Below are 17171 nucleotides of genomic sequence, written 5' to 3' on the forward strand. Positions count from 1 at the left end.
GCTCTATTCGGCCGCCAGGGCCAGTTGCGGCCTTTCGCTTTCTTCTGCCACCTTGGCCGCCTCTTCCGTTGCCACCACCTTCTTGGGCTCCCTGCCGAAGAACAGCGCATAGGCTGCCGGCAGGACAAGGATGGTCAGCACCGTGGCGACGAGAATGCCGCCCATCATGGCGTAGGCGAGCGGCCCCCAGAAGACGCCGCGCGAGATCGGGATCAGCGCCAGCACCGCCGTCAGCGCCGTCAGCACGATCGGCCGGAAGCGGCGCACCGCCGAGCCGATGATGGCCTCGGAACGCTCCACGCCGGCGGCGATGTCCTGGTCGATCTGATCGACCAGGATGATCGAGTTGCGCATGATGATGCCGAGCAGGGCGATGACACCGAGGATGGCGACGAAGCCGAACGGGGCGCCGCTGATCAAAAGTGCCGCCGCCGCGCCGATGATGCCGAGCGGACCGGTGGCCAGCACCAGCATGGCCTTGCCGAAATGCTGCAGCTGGATCATCAGCAGCACGACGATGACGGCCAGCATGATCGGCGCTTTCGCCGCAATCGAGGCCTGGCTTTCGGCCGCATCCTCGGCGCCGCCCTGGATCTCGATCTTGTAGCCGGGTGCGAGGCTGGCGCGCAGGCCCTGCATCTCGCTGTACATTTTCATGGCGACATCGTTCGGCTGCACGCCGTCCGGCAGCGTGGCGCGTACGCTGATGGTCGGCAAGCGGTCGCGCCGCCATTCGACGCCTTGCTCCAGCACCGGGACCACCTTGGCGACCTGCGACAGCGGCACGGAGCCGCCGAAATCGGTCGGGATGTAGACGGAGTCGACCGCCGACAGCAGCTGACGGCTTGCCTCCGGCTCACGGGCGACGATCGAAACCGTCTCCTCGCCGTCGCGGAAGTCATCGAGCGGCGCTCCCGACATGGCCGCCTGCAGCGTCTGGCGGATGCGCTGCGAGGTGACGCCGAGCGCACGGGCGCGATCCTGGTCGATCACCAGCTTCATCGTCGGCACCGGCTCCAGCCAGTCGTCGTGGATGGCGCCGAGCAGCAGATTTGCCTGGAACTTCGCCTTCACCTCGTCGGCGATGCGGCGCACCTCCTGGCGATCCGGACCCATGACGCGCATCTGCACCGGCCAGCCGGTCGGCGGACCAAGGAACAGGCGGTCGACCTTGGCGCGGATCGATGGGAAATCATTGGCCAGGATGGTGCGCAGCTTGACAATCAGCCGCTCGCGGGCCGGTTCGTCATTGGCCATCACCAGAAGCTGGGCGAAGTTCGGATTGCGAAGCTGCTGGTCGAGCGGCAGGAAGAAGCGCGGCGCGCCTTCGCCGACATAGGTGGCGATGAAGCGCTTGTCCTTGTCGTCCATCATCCTGGCTTCGAGCGCCTTGGCCTGGGTCTCGACTTCCTTGATGCTGGTGCCTTCCGGCAGCCAGAGGTCGACAAGGATTTCCGGGCGCGACGATTGCGGGAAGAAATTCTGCGGGATGAACTGGAACGCCCACAGGCTGGTGGCAAACGTCATCAGCGTCATCACCAGGACAATGATGCGGTGGCGCACCGCCCATGCAACGGTCGAGCGAAGACGGCGGTAGAAGCGCGTGTCGAAGACATCGTGATGGTTGCCGGCGTGCTTGCGCTGCTTCAGGATCATGTGGCCGAGCCACGGCGTGAAATAGACCGCCGCGAACCAGGACACGACCAGCGCGATGCCGACGACGTAAAACAGGGTGCGCACATATTCGCCGGCCGTCGAGGCCGCGAAACCGACGGGGATGAAGCCGGCCGTGGTGATCAGCGTGCCGGTCAGCATCGGGAAGGCGGTCGAGGAATAGGCGAAGCTCGCCGCCTCGACCTTGACCAAGCCTTCCTCGAGCTTTCGCTCCATCATTTCGACGACGATCATCGCGTCGTCGACCAAGAGGCCAAGGGCGATGATCAGCGCGCCGAGCGAAATGCGCTGCAGGTCGATGCCGAGCTCGTACATGATGGCGAACGTGGCGGCCAGGACCAGCGGAATGACGATCGCGATCACCAGGCCCGAGCGCCAGCCGATCGACAGGAACGATACGAAAAGCACGATCAGCAGCGCTTCGCCGAGCGCTTCCATGAACTCGCTCACAGCCTCCTTCACGACATGCGGCTGGTCGGAAATCTGATCGACGGAAACTCCATAGGGCAGCGCCTCTTCGAAGCGCTTATAGGTCGCTTCGACGTCCTTGCCGACGTCGGTGACGTTGAAGCCCTTGGCCATGACGACGCCGAGCTGGACGCTGTCGTGACCGTTGAAACGGTATTTGCGCTGGTACGGATCCTCGAGGCCGGAGGTCACGGTGGCGATGTCGCCGAGGCGCGTCACCTGGTTGCCGGCGCGCAGGCGAAGCTCGCGGATGTCGGCCGCCCTGGTAACATCGCCCTCGACCGAAATGCGCACCGAACGCTGGCCGGTGTCGACCGAACCTGCCGGGTCGACATTGTTCTGGCCTTGGATCGCATTCTGCAGGTCGGTCAACGTCAGGCCGCGTTCGGCAAGCACCTTGGATGAAACGTCGATGTAGAGCTTTTCCGGCTGGTCGCCGATGATCACGGCCTTCTCGACACCGGGCGTCGTCAGCAGCATGTCGCGCGCCTGGATGGCGAATTTCTTCAGCTCGGGATAGCTGTAGCCGTCGCCGCTGATCGAATGCAGGGTGATGAACGTGTCGCCGAATTCGTCATTGAAGTAAGGCCCGAGCAGCCCCTGCGGCAGCTCATTGGCGATATCGCCGACCTTCTTGCGCACCTGATAGAAAGCATCGGCGACCTGCGCTGGATTGGTGTCGCCCTTGACCTGCAAGGTGATGATGGCGCTGCCGGCGCGGGTGTAGGAGCGGACGAAATCGAGGTGCGGCGTTTCCTGCAGCTTGCGCTCGATCTTGTTGACCACCTGGTCCTCCATCTCCTTGATCGAGGAGCCTGGCCAGATCGCCTGGACGACCATGACGCGGAAGGTGAAATCGGGGTCTTCCTTCTGGCCCATGCGCATCAGGCCGAGTGCACCGGCGACGATGATCAGCCCGAACAGGAAGCGGGCAATGCTCGGATGGCCGATTGCCCAGCGCGAAAGATTGAAAGACCGCTTTTCATTGGTGTCGATGGTCATCGGCGTCAGTCCGTTTCAATTTGATCAACAGAGCACGCGCTTTCGCATGCCCAAGGAACTTCCGATGTGGGCTTCCGGGCGGCGTGGCTTTCCGAGTTGAGAGATCTACATCGCGGTGGGACGCGAGGATCGACGTGGGGGTTACATCGACCTGAGATCTCGAAAATCGGGGGCGCCTGCCGCCCGGAAACCGTGAATTGCCTGGCCGTCAGCGCAAGCGCCTTGCAGCGTCATCGGCCGACGCCGACTGTTGCGCTGCATCACCGGTCAGCTTGACTTTCAGATTCTCGGTCATGAACTGCGTGCCGGCGGCGACGACGACGTCCCCCGGCTTCAGCCCATCGGCGACGCTGACGCCGTCGGGGGTGAAGGCGGCGACCTTGACCGGATGCGCATGGACGGTCCCGCCGTTGCGGTCGACTGTCCAGACGATCGATTGGCTGTCCTTTTGCGCCAACGCGGCCAGCGGGATCGACACCAGCTGCTGCCGGTTGTCCACCGCGGCTTCGATGGAGGCGGTCATGCCTAGCAGCACGCGAGGATCGTTGGGCAGGCTGACGCGAACGGCAAAGGTGCGCGACTGCGGATCGGCGCTGCCGGCGACTTCGCGGACCTTGCCGTCGAGCGTCAGCGCCTCATCGGACCAGAAGCCAGCCTTGACGGTCTTGCCCGGCTTGAATTCGGCGATATCGGTTTCCGGAACAGCGATCAGGACTTCCTTCTCGCCGTCGATGGCAACGGTCACCACCGGCGTGCCGGAGCCGACCACCTGGCCGACATCGGCGGCAACTGATGTGACGATGCCGTTCTTGTCCGCCTTGAGATCGGTATAGCGGACCTGGTTCTGTGCCTGGGCAAGCTGCGAGCGGGCGGAGTCTCGCGTGGCGACCGCCTGATTATAGGCGAGCGTCGCCTGCTCGAGCTGCGACTTCGGGGCGAAATTCTTGGCGTAGAGCTGTTCGGCCCGCTTGCGCGTAAGCTCGACTGTCTCGACCTGACGGTCGGCAGCATCGAGGCTGGCCTGAGAGCTTCTCACCGAGAGCTCGTAGTCGGTGGGATCGACGCGGGCGAGAACGTCACCCGGCTTGACGCGGTCACCGATGTCGACAAGGCGCTCGGTGATCTTGCCGTTGATGCGAAAGCCGAGATTCATCTCGGTGCGGGCACGCACCGATCCGGAATAGGAAAGCTGACGGGTATCGCTCGCCTTGGCGATCTCGACCACCTTGACCGGGCGGATGATCTCGGTGACCTCGGCTTTCTCCTGCGAGCAGCCGGCGAGGCCGAGAGCGGCAACGACAATCAGTGCCAGGCCGGCGGCCGGTCGCCTGTAGGTGATGGACTTGGACAAAGACACTTTTCGTACTCCCGAACTGTGGAGATGAATTGCCGACATCACCGCCCGACGGGCGGCAATGGTCATTTCTTCAAGGCTCTGATGGCAAACTCGGTAAGCTCGTCCGGCGTCGCCCGGTTCTTCTTGGCGAGGCACTGGGCCATTATCTGCGGATGAGAGAGGCTGATAATGGCAGCGCCGAAACACCGGGAAGCGATCACCGGATCCTGATCGATGAACTCGCCGGTAGCGATTCCCTCGCGGATCACTTCCGCGACCAGTTCATGGATGCTGTCGATGTGCTTTTCGATGACGTGCCAGTCGCGCTCGATGGCGACGATGACCATCTCGTGCACCTTCTCCTGGTCGATCATGGTTTCCAGCGTCCACTGATAGTGCGTATGCACGTAGCGGCGGAGCTTCTCGCTGGCGGTGCCGGAACCATGGCAGGCCTCGTAGCTCAACCGGTAGCAGGTCTCGAGCATGCGGCCGCAAACCGCCTGGTGGATTTCCACCTTGGAGGCGAAGAAGCGATAGATATTGGCAGTCGACATGCCGAGTTCGCGCGCAATGTCGGCGACGTTGGTCTTGCCGTAGCCGTAGTGGCGAAACAATCGCTCCGCGCAATCCAGGATGCGCGTGACATTTTCCTGGCGGGCGGAATCGGCGGTGGTGTCTAGGGTTTCAAGCATCTCGTTGGCCAAATTTACGACTGACGAATTTAGAATTTCGTCACTCGTAAATTGAAAACCATCACCTGTCAAGCCGCGATTTTGGCTATTAGTGACAGATGGTGACATCGTCCGAGGGGAGTCCGCTTGTGAAGGCGTGGCCTGAGAGTGGTTCTCGAGCCATCTGCTAAGCCCCCCGGAGCGCCTACAGCCTCGCATGTTCTTTGGGCCCGCAAAGACGCTGTGGTACTTTGATTTCCGTATGGTGTTTTCCGAAATCGGTTCTGATTTCGACTTAATGGGCGCATACTGAATTCAAGCGCAACGTCGGTTCAGAAGCCCCCACTGGTAGATGTACCGGCCCAATTGATATTGATGAAGTCACGATACCCGGATCGCAGACGACCAAAGTGAGAGAGAACCGTATGTCTGACGAGGATATTCATTTGTTGCAGGCTAAGCAGGCACTCGGGAGAGGTGATATGGGGACAGCGATATCGATACTCTTAGATGCCATGAAGTATGACGTTAAGAAAGCAGCCGCCGCGTATTCACTGGGCATAGTTTATGATATGCGCGGCACCTGTCAGAACATAGACTTAGCTATGAAGTATTATTCGATATCAGAATACCTTGGCAGCGATCTCGCGACATACAGAATTGGTGGCATCCAACATAGAACCGGAAAAGCAGCTGAAGCATTGGAAACCTTTAAGAAAATTTCGGACAAGAGCCCGTCGGCGGCGTACTGGTGTTATAGACTGACAAAAGAGATGAACCCATCCAATCCGGAGGTGGACGTATTTCTATACAAAGCTGCGTCATTGGGGCATGTTCTTGCGAAAAGGGACATTTTATTGGAGGGATTGAAGGGAAAAAATGGGCTAAAACGCATTTTTGCGTCTGCCTTTAGCATCGTAGGATTGTTTCTTGAAGTTAAATCTGCAGTCGCAAAGAAAGATGAGATGTTGTACCAATAAGCTTTAGACATTTCCTATCAGTTCTCGTTGCGAATAACTTCATTTCGAGCGGCTGTACTTCTCTGGAGCAAGTTTACCGATTAATATTTGAGCAGCCCTTACAACTCTCCAAAGAGTCAATCCGCGCTCAAGGCGGCACATGATCGCGCGAACCGAACGGCAGCAGGGTTCGCAGGCGATGGTCTGAACTACCTAAGGCTGCTTTGCCATCTCCCGCAGCCGGAACTTCTGGATCTTGCCCGTCGAAGTCTTCGGGATTTCCGCGAAGATCACCGCTTTCGGCACCTTGAAGCGGGCGAGTAGCGCGCGGCAGTGCTCGATTACCTCCGCCTCGGTCGCCGCCTTGCCCGGCTTCAGCTCGACATAGGCGACCGGCACCTCGCCCCATTTGTCGTCGGATCGGGCGACAACGCCGCAAGAAGCGACGGCGGGATGCTTGTACAGCGCCTCCTCGACCTCGATCGAGGAGATGTTTTCGCCGCCGGAGATGATGATGTCCTTGGAACGGTCCTTGAGCTGGATGTACCCGTCCGGGTGCATGACGCCGAGGTCGCCCGAATGGAACCAGCCGCCGGCAAAGGCCTCGTCGCTCGCCTTGCGGTTCTTGAGATAGCCTTTCATGACGATGTTGCCGCGGAACATCACCTCGCCGATCGTCTCGCCGTTGGCCGGCGTCTCTTGCATCGTCTGCGGGTCCATCACCGTCAGGCCTTCGAGCGCGGCATAGCGTACGCCTTGCCTGGCCTTCTTCGCCGCCCTCGCCCCTTTCTCCAGCAGGTCCCACTCGCCATGCCATTCGTTGACGACGGCCGGGCCATAGGTTTCGGTCAGGCCGTAGAGATGGGTGACGGCAAAGCCCGCATCGGCCATGCCCGACAGCACCGCCTCAGGCGGCGGCGCTGCGGCGGTGTTGAAGGTGACGGTCTGCGGGAATTGCCGCTTGTCCTCGTCCAAGGCGTTGATCAGCACCGACATGACGATGGGTGCACCGCAGAGATGGGTGACGCCGTGATCAGCGATGGCGTCGTAGATCGGCTTCGGCCGCACCCAGCGCAGGCAGACATGGGTGCCAGCCTGCACGGCAAGCGTCCAGGGAAAGCACCAGCCGTTGCAGTGGAACATCGGCAACGTCCACAGATAGACCGGGTGCTTGCCCATGCCGGCATGGATGGTGTTGGCATAGGCCATCAGTGCCGCGCCGCGATGGTGGCAGACGACGCCCTTCGGATTGCCTGTGGTGCCGGAGGTGTAGTTGAGCGATATGGCGTCCCATTCGTCGTCCGGCATCGACCAGGCGAAATCCTCGTCACCGTCGGCGACAAACGCCTCGTAGTCGAGCGTGCCGATCCGCTCGCCCTTGGCATAGGGCGCATCGGCGGCATAGTCGGGATCGTCGTAATCGATCAGCAGCGGCCTGACCTTGGCCAGCGTCAGCGCTTGCCGAACCACGCCGGCGAATTCGCGGTCGACGATCAGCACCTTGCTTTCGGCATGATCGAGCTGGAAGGCAATGACGGCGGCGTCGAGGCGGGTGTTGAGCGAATGGAGCACCGCCCTGGTCATCGGCACGCCGAAATGCGCTTCCAGCATCGGCGGTGTGTTGGACAGCATGACGGTGACGGTGTCGCCCTTGCCGATACCGCGCTTCGCCAGCGCCGAGGCAAGCCTCAGCGAGCGCTTCCAGAAATCGCGATAGGTCGTGCGCTGGCGGCCATGGATGATGGCGGTCTGGTCGGGAAAGGTTTTTGCCGCCCGCTCAAAATAGGTCAGCGGCGTCAGCGGCTGGTGGTTGGCCGGATTCCTGTCGAGATCCTGTTCGTAGGGATTGCCCATCCCGTCCTCCGAATGTCTGGTCGAGCCTTCTTACCACCTTCGCCCATTACTTGGGACGCCCCTCCCCGCCCTCACCCTCCGGCCACAAAGCGTCGATGTCCCGATGCCCTTCCACGATATTCGCCACTTCGAAAAAGTCGCCATTATAGCGGAAGAAAATCACGTATCCCCTGAAAGCGAAACTTCGGACGTCCGGCCGGAGTTCGGGACGAGCACGACCAATCGTCGCCGGCAAGCTCGCCAGATCACGGCATTTCTGGCGCAGAGCATCCACAAAACGCCCGCCAATAAACAGGCTGCCGCTTTCACGAGTGAGGTATTCAAGGATATTGACCAAATCTGCTTGTGCCGACGGCAGCATGCGCAGCCGTGGCACTCCTAAAAGCCTTCCCTTGCGAGTTGCTTGGCCTTGGCTTCCAAGGCGGCGTCAATATCCTGCTCGGTGGCTTCGCCGCCTTCAGCAAACGACTTGTCCACCATGGCACGGAGCGCCTTCAGCTTTTCCTCGCGCTCTTCGACAAGGCGCAGGCCCTCGCGGACGACTTCGCTGGCAGAACCGTAGCGGCCGCGCTTGACGATGTTGGAAACAAAGGTTTCCCAACGCTCTCCCAGTGATACGTTCATTGTCGGACCTCCTGATCGGTTTATTGTACCGAGATAACAATAAATGCGCAATTACTGACATCCGGAATGCCAGGTGTCGGATCAGGTGCGCAGCCTAAGGTTTGACTTTTGTCGAGAGCCGTGAATAATGTCAGTGAGGAGATGGCATGGCGATCCGACCGGCAGAACAGCTTATCCACAAGGCCGCCTGGCTTTACTATGCACACGGCCTGCGCCAGGACCAGGTGGCCAGCCAGCTCAAGATTTCCCGTGCCTCGGTGGCGATGTATCTGCGCAAGGCGCGCGAGACCGGCATCGTCAACATCTCGACCTCGACCCAGCTTTTCACCGACGACGTGCTGGCGCGCAAGCTCGAAGACGCACTGCAACTCGACGCCGTCTGGATAGCACCGGAAAACGGCTATGTCGCCGACCCCTCGACCGACATCGCGGTGCTGGCGGCGAGCGTCTTTCTCGAGCTGGTCAGGAAGGGCGACCGCATCGGCGTCGCCTGGGGGCGGACCATCTACACCATCGCCGACATCATGTCCTATGCCGATCTGCAGGACGTCACCGTGGTGCAGCTCTGCGGCAATCTGGGCGCCCCCTATTCGTACCGGCCGGACCAATGCACGATGGAAATCGCGCGCCGGCTCAACGCCAAGGGGCTGAATTTCTACGCGCCGCTGGTGCTGACGACGGAAGAACTGGCACGCGGCCTGCGCGCCGAGCCGGTGATCCGCGAGCAATTGTCGGGCATCGGTGAGTGCGACCTGGCGCTGTATTCGGTCGGCTCGGTGGACACCGACAGCCATCTGGTCAAATGCGGCGCGCTGACCGAGAGCGAAATGGCTGCATTGCGCAAGGCGGGTGCGGCCGGCGTCATTGCCGGGCAGATCATCGACGCCCGAGGCCAGGCGCTCGACTGCAGCTACAACCGCCGGCTGATTTCGGCAGAGCTGTCATCGCTGCGCAGTATCGAAAAGCGCCTTGTGGTGGTGCAGGAGGACAGCAAGTTCGAACCGCTCGTCGCGGCGATCGCCGGCGGGCTCTGCACCCATCTGGTCGTAGGCGCGCGCATGGCGCGACGGCTGCTCGACCATGCCGGAGCAGCAGCAAAAGAGGTCGCCTGATACCTAGAGCCGCCGACGCATTGTCATCAAGGCGTCGCGGTATTCCTGTTCACAATAAAAGAGAAATCGGACGAAGCTGACATGAAGAACCTGTGGAATGACGGCGAGGCGGAGAAGCTGGTCGCCGACTATGCAAAGAAGGGTGTGGCCCGCGACCTGGCGCTGCGCGTCTATACGACCAGGCTGCTGGGCGGCGAGCCGCGGCTCGTCCTCCATGGCGGCGGCAACACATCGTGCAAGACCAAGGCCACCGACCTTGTCGGCGACGAATGGGACGTGCTCTGCGTCAAGGGCAGCGGCTGGGACATGGGCGTCATCGAGCCGCAGGGCCTGCCGGCGGTCAAGCTCGGCGCGCTGTTGAAGGCGCGGTCGCTCAAGAAGCTCTCCGACGAGGACATGGTCGCGCTGCAGCGGGCGAACCTCATCGATCCGTCCTCGCCCAACCCTTCGGTCGAGACGCTGCTGCACGCCTTCCTGCCGCACAAATTCGTCGACCACACCCATTCGACGGCGATCCTGGCCATCGTCGACCAGGAGGACAGTGAAGCGCTGAGCCGGAAGGTGTTCGGCGCGAAAATGGGATTCGTGCCTTACATCATGCCGGGCTTCGATCTGGCCAAGGCGGCCGCCGATGTATTCGACGCCGATCCGACGGTCGAAGGTCTGATCCTCGACAAGCACGGCATCTTCACCTTCGGCGACGATGCCAGGCAGGCCTATGACCGGATGATCCATTATGTGAACGTCGCCGAGGATTTCATCGCTGGGAACGGCAAGCCGCGCACCGAAAAAGTGGCACTGCCGGCCAGGCTGGCCAAGCCCGCGGAGATTGCGCCGATGCTGCGCGGCGCGGTGGCGGTGGCACGCGGCGAAGGCCGCTTCGACCGCATGATCAGCGATTTCCGTACCTCGGATGCGATCGTCGATTTCATCAATTCGGCAAAAATTGCCGACTATGCCGGACGCGGCGTGTCGACACCCGACCTGTCGATCCGCATCAAGACCGGACCGATGGCACTGCCGGCGCCGGACGCGGACAAGGTCGGCGACTACAAATCCGTCATCCGCCAGCATGTCGAGAAATTCGCCAAGGACTATCGCGCCTATTTCGAAACCAATGATGCGCTCGACGGCGTGAAGCGCACCATGCTCGACCCGATGCCGCGGCTGACGCTGGTGCCCGGCCTCGGCATGTTCGGCCACGGTCGCACGCTCAAGGATGCGAAGATCGCCTCCGACGTCGGCGAAATGTGGATCGAGGCGGTACGCGGCGCCGAAGCCGTAGGCGATTTCCGCCCGCTCTCCAAAGCCGACCTGTTCCCGCTCGAATACTGGTCGCTCGAACAGGCCAAGCTTGCCGCCAACAAACCGAAGCCGCTGACCGGCCAGGTGATGCTGGTCACCGGCGGCGCCGGCGCGATCGGTGCTGCCACGGCAAAGCTGTTCGCCGACAACGGTGCCCATGCCGTCGTCGTCGATCTCGATGGGTCAAGGGCTGCCGAGGCGGCAAAAAAGGCCGGTAACGGTTCGATCGGCATTGGCGCCGACATCACCGATCCGGTGCAGATGCGCGCCGCCTTCGACAAGGCGGTCGACGTCTACGGCGGCCTCGACATTCTCGTGTCCAATGCCGGTGCTGCCTGGGAGGGCCGGATCGGCGAGCTCGACGACGCCACCTTGCGCAAAAGCTTCGAACTCAATTTCTTCGCCCACCAGTCGGCGGCGCAGAATGCCGTGCGCATCATGCTGGAACAGGGCACCGGCGGCGCGCTGTTGTTCAATACCTCCAAGCAGGCGGTCAATCCGGGGCCGAAGTTCGGCGCCTATGGCATTCCCAAGGCGGCAACGCTGTTTTTGTCCAGGCAATATGCCCTCGACTACGGCGCGCATGGCATCCGCTCCAATGCCGTCAACGCCGACCGCATCCGTTCGGGGCTGTTGACCGACGCCATGATCGCCAGCCGCTCGGGCGCGCGCGGCGTGTCGGAGAAGGAGTACATGTCGGGCAACCTGCTCGGGCAGGAAGTGACGGCAGAAGACGTCGCCCAGGCCTTCCTGCATCAGGCGCTGGCCGAGCGGACCACCGCCGATGTGACGACGGTCGATGGCGGCAACATCGCGGCGGCGTTGAGGTAGGCGCGATCGGGGATCACACTTGCGTAATTGGTATTTTGTAGCTACATTGTGGCTCTCTTAAGGAGTCACAACATGGCAACGGATACCGTGGTCCGCGCTCGGATCGATACGGCGACAAAGGATCAGGCAACGGAGGCCTTGGCGGCAATGGGATTGTCCGTTTCCGACGCCATCCGCCTGCTGCTGGTCCGCGTCGCCGCCGACAAGGAGTTTCCCTTTCCGGTGAAAGTGCCGAACGCAATCACTCGGAAGGCGATGACGGAATTGGAGCGTGGCAAGGGCAAGCGCTTCGCCTCGGCCGATGAGTTGTTCAAGGATCTGGGCATCTGACGTGCTGACGCCCGTTCGCTCCGGGCAATTCCGCCGGGACGTGAAACGTGCGGAGAAGCGCGGCAAAGACCTTGGTAAATTGCGCGAACTGCTAGGCCTTCTGCTCGCCGGAGATGAGCTACCGGCGAGCTATAAGGGCCACTCGCTGAAAGGCGATTGGAAAGGCTTTCGTGACGCTCACATAGAACCGGACTGGCTCTTGATCTATCGTGTTGCCGGTGACGAGCTACAGCTTGCTCGCACCGGCTCACATTCCGATCTGTTCAACGAGTAGCCGAGACAGGTGCGCATTTGAGAATTTTGCTAAAGTAGTTCTCGGATGCCTTCCCAAGCCTTTCGGCCCAGCTTTGAATCGGCCTCGTCATTGCCTCCGTGTGCATGCAAAGTCGAGCGTGGTGTGTTCTCGCCTGGCAAGAGAATGCGGTGACCGGCATCCGGCGACGAAATGAGATGCGTGACCTTGCCTGCTTCGCCGCGCCGCCCAACAATATCTCGGGCGAACGATACGGAAGGCCACAGTGCATCGCCGCCACCGGCGACGAGCAGAAGCTCGGCCGATGCGGTCTCAACAGGGATGGTCGCCGCATTCGCTTCCCGCTTGAACGTTTTCAAACAACTTTCGAAAAGCCCCCTGTAGGACACCTGGCCATCGACATACTCTGGTGTCCAATCTGGATCTGTCGGCACAAACGGCAGCGCGATGCCGTCGAGCGACCATGAGGATCGTTCAGGCCAGCTGACACCATCGCGGCCCGCACCGACATTTCCCCAAACTACGGATGACGGGCTAATCGCGACCACCGCATCAATTCGCTGGTCATGGACGGCGGCAAGCAATGACGCCTCGGCACCCTTAGACGTGCCCACATAGACGATATGACGGCATCCTGTTTCAATGAGATAATCGGTTGCCGCAAAGAACGTTTCCAGGGGAATCTCACATATTCCGGGAACCTGGCCTTCACCGCCAAACCACTGCAGAGCCAAGGCCGATGCACCCGCATTTGCAAAGAGCCGCGCGCGACCGACGTCAACACGGCCGCTCGATCCACCCAACACCACAACGCCCGTGGTGGCCTTCAAGCATCGAAAACATGTTCCGGCGACGGCGCCGGTAAGACTTTCCTCTACCGCCCGCATCTCCATGTACCCGTCAATCCCTGGGTTTCGATTGTCCAATCGGCCCACAAAGCCGGCGGCTGCGACAATTGCAATTCGGCGGTCCGGCACGCCAGACATCTTCGACAAAAAGGCCGCCTGCAACAAGCTGCTGCAGACGGCTATTGTTTTGCTCGTGCCGAAAGTCACTTCGCGTTCGGGTTCGGCATCCAGGTCGGCATCGCGACATCGGCATGGGCGAATTGCGGCAGCTTGGCCGAGAGGTCCTCCATGTTCTTGATGTCCTTGTCGAGCAGATCCTTCTGGGTGATCAGCGTCGGCGGCACGATGACGTTGTGGCCGGGATCCTCGCCGGCCAAGAGCTGCGCCAGCGCACGCACCGAGACCTGGCCGACGACGGCCGGGTTGGTGGCGGCGGTTGCCGCCCAGGCGCTGTCCGGCTCGCGCATCGCGGCGATATCCGAGGTCGAGATGTCGGCCGAATAGATCTTGATGTCCTTGTTCAGCCCCGCCTCGTCGACCGCGATCTTCACGCCCTTGGCGAATTCGTCATAGGGCGCGAACATCACCTTGATGTCGGGATGGGCCGATAGCACCGAACGGGCCTGGTTGGCGACCGAATTGGCGATCGGATTGTCGAGCGTGCCGAACATGGCGGCTTCGTTGATGCCCGAATATTTCTTCTTGAATTCGACCCAGGTCTCGTTGCGGCGGTCGAGCGGCGCGATGCCGGCGACATAGACATAGCCGGCCTTCCAGCTCTCGCCATTGTCCTTGACCGCCTGTTCGAGCGCCAGGCGCGCGAGGTCGCGGTCGGACTGTTCGATCTGCGGGATCTTGGGGTTTTCGACATTGACGTCGAAGGCGACAACCTTGATGCCGGCGTCGACCGCACGCTGGGCGGCGTCCTTCATCGATTCCGTCAGTCCGTGCTGGATGATGATGCCCTGGACGCCGAGCGCGATAGCCTGGTCGACCATGTCCGCCTGAAGCGCCGCGTCCTGGCGGCTATCGAGCACGCGCAGGTCGACACCGAGCGCCTTGGCCTGCGCCTCGACGCCGGAAAGGTAGGCCTGGAAGAAGTCGCCGGTCGAGAGATAGCGGACCAGCGCTATCTTGACGGCACCCGGCTTGTCGAACGGCGCCGGCCTGTCCTGCGCTATTGCCGGCATCTGCATCAGCAATGTTGCGCCGGCAAGCCCGAGCGCTGCCTTCCCCAAAAGCCTTCTTGTGATGTTCACGTCGTTTCCTCCACTTGTTGAACCCAAAATATGACCCGGTCGAACCCTATCTCCTGCCCCTGCCGGAAAGGGCGAAGGTAAAGACAAGGGCGACCACGAGAACCACGCCCTTGACGAAATCCTGCGTGTAGTAAGGCGCGTTCATCATCGTCAGGCCTTGCAGCAGCACGCCGACAAACACCGCGCCGACAGCCGTGCCGAAGGCGTTCGGCTTGGCGGCGCCGAGAACCGCGTAACCGATGAGTGCCGCAGCCACCGCGTCGAGCAACAGATTATTACCCGAGGCGATGTCGCCGCGTCCAAGCCGGGCAGCGAGCAAAATGCCGCCGATCGAGGCAAAAACTCCCGAAATAACGTAGGCCCAGATTTTGTATGCCTTGACAGGCGCGCCGGCGAGTTCTGCGGCGCGTTCGTTGCTGCCGACCGCATACATCATGCGCCCGAAACGCGTGTATTCGAGAAAAAACCAGATCAGCACCGCCAGCACGAGCAGAACGACGACCGACACCGGAATGAGGTTCGGGATGAAGAAATCGAAGCGATGGCGGCCAAGCGCCAGGAACGCGGCGCCGAAGCTGCCGTTGGCGACCGAGCCGTCGGGCATGGTCATGCCGGTGGCGATCGAACGGCCTTCGGTCGGGATGCGCTGCAGGCCGACAAGCAGGAACATCATGCCGAGCGTCGCCAAAAGGTCCGGAACCCGCATATAGACGATCAGCCAGCCATTGATCAGGCCGACCACGGCGCCGATCACAAGACAGACGACGACCGCCATGACGGCGTTCTGCTCCAGCACCACCATGACATAGGCAGCCGCCATCATGGCGCTGGTAGCGACCGAGCCGATCGACAGGTCGAAGCCGCCGACGACCAGCGTGGCGGTGACGCCGAGCGCCAGAACGCCGGTGATGGCGACCGACTGGAGGATGAAGACAGCACTTTGCGGCGAGACGAAACCATCGGCAGCGACGGCGAAATAGGCGATCAGCCCGAACAACAGAACGATGAAGCCGTAGCGAATAGCATTGTCGCGCAGGATCATTCAGCGCTCCCGCACGCCGGCACCGTCTTTATCCAACCCGAATTCATGCCCTCTCCATTCCAATTCTCATCGTCATCCCGCCGTCAGGCTGCGCTGTGCAACGGCCCGCCCGCCACTTCGGCCAGCAGACGCTCGAGATCGACATCGGTATTGCGGTGCTCGCCGACGATCGTCTGCTCCGACATCACCAGGATGCGATCGGCCGTCTCCAGGGCTTCGTCGAGTTCGGTGACGAACAGCAGCGTCGCGCGGCCGTGGGCGCTGGCCCGCAGCTTGGCGGCGATGTCGCGCCTAGCCGAAATGTCGACGCCCTGAAAGGGCTCGTCGAGGATGAAAAGCCTTGCCGCCTGCGACATCCAGCGGGCGACCATCACCTTCTGCTGATTGCCGCCGGAAAGCGACGCCATCTCGTCCCTCTCCGAGCGGCAGACGATGCCGAGCTCCTGGATCTGCTGGCGGGCAATGGCGCGTTCGATACGGCGTTTGAGAACACCGAGACGCGACATGCGGCTGTGGAACGGCAGGCTGATATTCTCCTGGATGTTGAAGTCGCCGACGATGCCGTTTTCGCCCCGGTCCTTGGCGACGAGAAACACACCGGCGGCAATCGCTTCGCCGGTCGATGCCGGAGCATAGGGTTTCCCGTTCAGCACCATGGTCCCGGCCAGCGGCTGGCGCAGGCCGAACAGCGTCTCGGCGAGCACGGTCTTGCCGACACCGACAAGGCCGGTGATGGCAACGACCTCGCCATCGCCGAGGGTCAGCGAGATCGGCCTGGCGCCTTCAGCAATCCGCAGCGCGTCGGCAGTGAAAATTGCTTTGGCCGAATTCCTGGCGACGATCCGCTCGAGCTGGATCTTGCGGCCGAGCATGGCGTTGACCGGACCTTCGTAATCCAGCGGCTTCTTGTCGAAGATACCTGAGATAACCCCATCGCGCATCGAAATGATGCGATCGGCAAGCCGTCTGATATCCGACATGCGGTGCGAGATGTAGAGGATGGCCACGCCTTGCTGGCGAAGCCGGTCGAGCAGCGCGAACAGCCGGTCGGCTTCGGCGCTGGACAGCGAGGAGGTCGGCTCGTCGAGGATCAGCACTTTCGGCCGGTGCGCCATGGCGCGGGCGATCGCCACCATCTGGCGGTCGGCCAGAGAGAGATCGCTGATCCGGGCCTTGAGGTCGATGGCCAGTCCCATGCGGTGGGCCACCGCCTTTGCCTCGCGACGCACCCGGCCTGGATTGAACAGGGTCGGCACGCCGCTGCCGCTCAGCCTGTCGAGGGTAAGGTTGGTGGCGACATCGAGGTCGGCGACGACACCGTCATTGATGTTCTGGTGGACGGTAACGACGCCGGCGCGGATCGCCTCCGCCGGCGTTTTCGGGTCGAACACGTGACCGGCAAGCGACATCGTGCCGCCGCCATGGTCGTAGACACCACTGATGATCTTGACGAGGGTGGATTTGCCGGCGCCGTTGGCGCCCATCAGCACGGTCACTTCGCCGGCACGCAATTCGAGCGAGACGCCGCCAAGCACCTCGATATGGCCAAAGGATTTCCTCAGGCCGTCGACGCGGAACACGGCATCATTGCCCATTCGTTCCT

General features: G+C 61.7%; 15 protein-coding genes. 5 read left to right on the plus strand and 10 right to left on the minus strand.

Annotation, left to right across the window (positions count from 1 at the left end; all coding sequences use genetic code 11):
• Window positions 1–3: 3 nt before the first annotated feature.
• The 3 genes from NKH33_RS01740 to NKH33_RS01750 all read right to left on the minus strand — a co-directional run bounded on the left by NKH33_RS01740 (window position 4) and on the right by NKH33_RS01750 (window position 5172).
• Complete coding sequence (locus tag NKH33_RS01740) at window positions 4–3144, minus strand: efflux RND transporter permease subunit (protein ID WP_352918035.1); 3141 nt, start codon at window positions 3142–3144, stop codon at window positions 4–6.
• Window positions 3145–3352: 208 nt separating this feature from the next.
• The gene (locus tag NKH33_RS01745; RefSeq protein WP_352542218.1) at window positions 3353–4501 is read right to left on the minus strand and encodes an efflux RND transporter periplasmic adaptor subunit; all 1149 of its coding nucleotides are present in this window, start codon (window positions 4499–4501) and stop codon (window positions 3353–3355) included.
• 62 nt (window positions 4502–4563) lie between these two features.
• The gene (locus NKH33_RS01750) at window positions 4564–5172 is read right to left on the minus strand and encodes a TetR/AcrR family transcriptional regulator (RefSeq protein ID WP_352502064.1); all 609 of its coding nucleotides are present in this window, start codon (window positions 5170–5172) and stop codon (window positions 4564–4566) included.
• 404 nt (window positions 5173–5576) lie between these two features.
• Here NKH33_RS01750 and NKH33_RS01755 point away from each other — a divergent pair, with 404 nt between their 5' ends.
• A complete protein-coding gene (locus tag NKH33_RS01755) occupies window positions 5577–6131 on the plus strand; it encodes a tetratricopeptide repeat protein (RefSeq protein WP_352472291.1) in 555 nt (184 codons plus the stop codon).
• Window positions 6132–6323: 192 nt separating this feature from the next.
• On the opposite strand, the gene NKH33_RS01760 is transcribed toward NKH33_RS01755, so the two are convergent.
• The 3 genes from NKH33_RS01760 to NKH33_RS01770 are packed head-to-tail and all read right to left on the minus strand — an operon-like array spanning window position 6324 to window position 8588.
• The gene (locus NKH33_RS01760) at window positions 6324–7964 is read right to left on the minus strand and encodes an acyl-CoA synthetase (RefSeq protein WP_352612278.1); all 1641 of its coding nucleotides are present in this window, start codon (window positions 7962–7964) and stop codon (window positions 6324–6326) included.
• 46 nt (window positions 7965–8010) lie between these two features.
• Window positions 8011–8325 (minus strand): type II toxin-antitoxin system RelE/ParE family toxin, encoded by a 315-nt coding sequence (locus NKH33_RS01765; RefSeq protein WP_352472289.1) that lies wholly within the window; start codon window positions 8323–8325, stop codon window positions 8011–8013.
• Window positions 8326–8342: 17 nt separating this feature from the next.
• Window positions 8343–8588 (minus strand): type II toxin-antitoxin system ParD family antitoxin, encoded by a 246-nt coding sequence (locus NKH33_RS01770; RefSeq protein WP_352453248.1) that lies wholly within the window; start codon window positions 8586–8588, stop codon window positions 8343–8345.
• A gap of 146 nt (window positions 8589–8734) precedes the next feature.
• Between NKH33_RS01770 and NKH33_RS01775 the strand changes: the two genes are divergently transcribed.
• The 4 genes from NKH33_RS01775 (at window position 8735) to NKH33_RS01790 (ending at window position 12440) form a co-directional block, all read left to right on the plus strand.
• Window positions 8735–9700, plus strand: coding sequence for a sugar-binding transcriptional regulator (locus NKH33_RS01775; protein ID WP_352472287.1), 966 nt, complete (start codon window positions 8735–8737; stop codon window positions 9698–9700).
• 81 nt (window positions 9701–9781) lie between these two features.
• A complete protein-coding gene (locus NKH33_RS01780) occupies window positions 9782–11836 on the plus strand; it encodes a bifunctional aldolase/short-chain dehydrogenase (RefSeq protein ID WP_352918037.1) in 2055 nt (684 codons plus the stop codon).
• Between the two features lie 72 nt (window positions 11837–11908).
• Window positions 11909–12166 (plus strand): type II toxin-antitoxin system RelB/DinJ family antitoxin, encoded by a 258-nt coding sequence (locus NKH33_RS01785; RefSeq protein ID WP_352918038.1) that lies wholly within the window; start codon window positions 11909–11911, stop codon window positions 12164–12166.
• A 1-nt stretch (window position 12167) separates the two neighbouring features.
• Window positions 12168–12440, plus strand: coding sequence for a type II toxin-antitoxin system RelE/ParE family toxin (locus NKH33_RS01790; RefSeq protein WP_352918040.1), 273 nt, complete (start codon window positions 12168–12170; stop codon window positions 12438–12440).
• Between the two features lie 29 nt (window positions 12441–12469).
• On the opposite strand, the gene NKH33_RS01795 is transcribed toward NKH33_RS01790, so the two are convergent.
• The 4 genes from NKH33_RS01795 to NKH33_RS01810 form a co-directional block, all read right to left on the minus strand.
• Window positions 12470–13312 carry an acyl-CoA thioester hydrolase/BAAT C-terminal domain-containing protein gene (locus tag NKH33_RS01795; protein WP_352918098.1) on the minus strand — a complete coding sequence of 281 codons (843 nt, stop codon included), beginning with the start codon at window positions 13310–13312 and terminating at the stop codon, window positions 12470–12472.
• Window positions 13313–13470: 158 nt separating this feature from the next.
• On the minus strand, window positions 13471–14526 hold the full coding sequence (locus tag NKH33_RS01800; protein WP_352472282.1) for a substrate-binding domain-containing protein: 1056 nt from the start codon (window positions 14524–14526) through the stop codon (window positions 13471–13473).
• 46 nt (window positions 14527–14572) lie between these two features.
• Entirely contained in the window at window positions 14573–15568 is a 996-nt protein-coding gene (locus NKH33_RS01805; RefSeq protein WP_352918042.1) for an ABC transporter permease, read from the minus strand.
• An 83-nt stretch (window positions 15569–15651) separates the two neighbouring features.
• Window positions 15652–17163 (minus strand): sugar ABC transporter ATP-binding protein, encoded by a 1512-nt coding sequence (locus NKH33_RS01810; protein ID WP_352918043.1) that lies wholly within the window; start codon window positions 17161–17163, stop codon window positions 15652–15654.
• Window positions 17164–17171 lie beyond the last annotated feature (8 nt).

The sequence above is a fragment of the Mesorhizobium sp. M1182 genome, assembly GCF_040318335.1.
Lineage (GTDB): Bacteria > Pseudomonadota > Alphaproteobacteria > Rhizobiales > Rhizobiaceae > Mesorhizobium.

Excerpts from the sequence above, each read along its gene's own strand:
- NKH33_RS01740 (WP_352918035.1), bottom strand. The coding sequence starts at position 3,144 with ATGACCATCGACACCAATGAAAAGCGGTCTTTCAATCTTTCGCGCTGG.
- NKH33_RS01750 (WP_352502064.1), bottom strand. The coding sequence starts at position 5,172 with ATGCTTGAAACCCTAGACACCACCGCCGATTCCGCCCGCCAGGAAAAT.
- NKH33_RS01755 (WP_352472291.1), top strand. The coding sequence starts at position 5,577 with ATGTCTGACGAGGATATTCATTTGTTGCAGGCTAAGCAGGCACTCGGG.
- NKH33_RS01760 (WP_352612278.1), bottom strand. The coding sequence starts at position 7,964 with ATGGGCAATCCCTACGAACAGGATCTCGACAGGAATCCGGCCAACCAC.
- NKH33_RS01765 (WP_352472289.1), bottom strand. The coding sequence starts at position 8,325 with ATGCTGCCGTCGGCACAAGCAGATTTGGTCAATATCCTTGAATACCTC.
- NKH33_RS01770 (WP_352453248.1), bottom strand. The coding sequence starts at position 8,588 with ATGAACGTATCACTGGGAGAGCGTTGGGAAACCTTTGTTTCCAACATC.
- NKH33_RS01775 (WP_352472287.1), top strand. The coding sequence starts at position 8,735 with ATGGCGATCCGACCGGCAGAACAGCTTATCCACAAGGCCGCCTGGCTT.
- NKH33_RS01780 (WP_352918037.1), top strand. The coding sequence starts at position 9,782 with ATGAAGAACCTGTGGAATGACGGCGAGGCGGAGAAGCTGGTCGCCGAC.
- NKH33_RS01785 (WP_352918038.1), top strand. The coding sequence starts at position 11,909 with ATGGCAACGGATACCGTGGTCCGCGCTCGGATCGATACGGCGACAAAG.
- NKH33_RS01795 (WP_352918098.1), bottom strand. The coding sequence starts at position 13,312 with ATGGAGATGCGGGCGGTAGAGGAAAGTCTTACCGGCGCCGTCGCCGGA.
- NKH33_RS01805 (WP_352918042.1), bottom strand. The coding sequence starts at position 15,568 with ATGATCCTGCGCGACAATGCTATTCGCTACGGCTTCATCGTTCTGTTG.
- NKH33_RS01810 (WP_352918043.1), bottom strand. The coding sequence starts at position 17,163 with ATGGGCAATGATGCCGTGTTCCGCGTCGACGGCCTGAGGAAATCCTTT.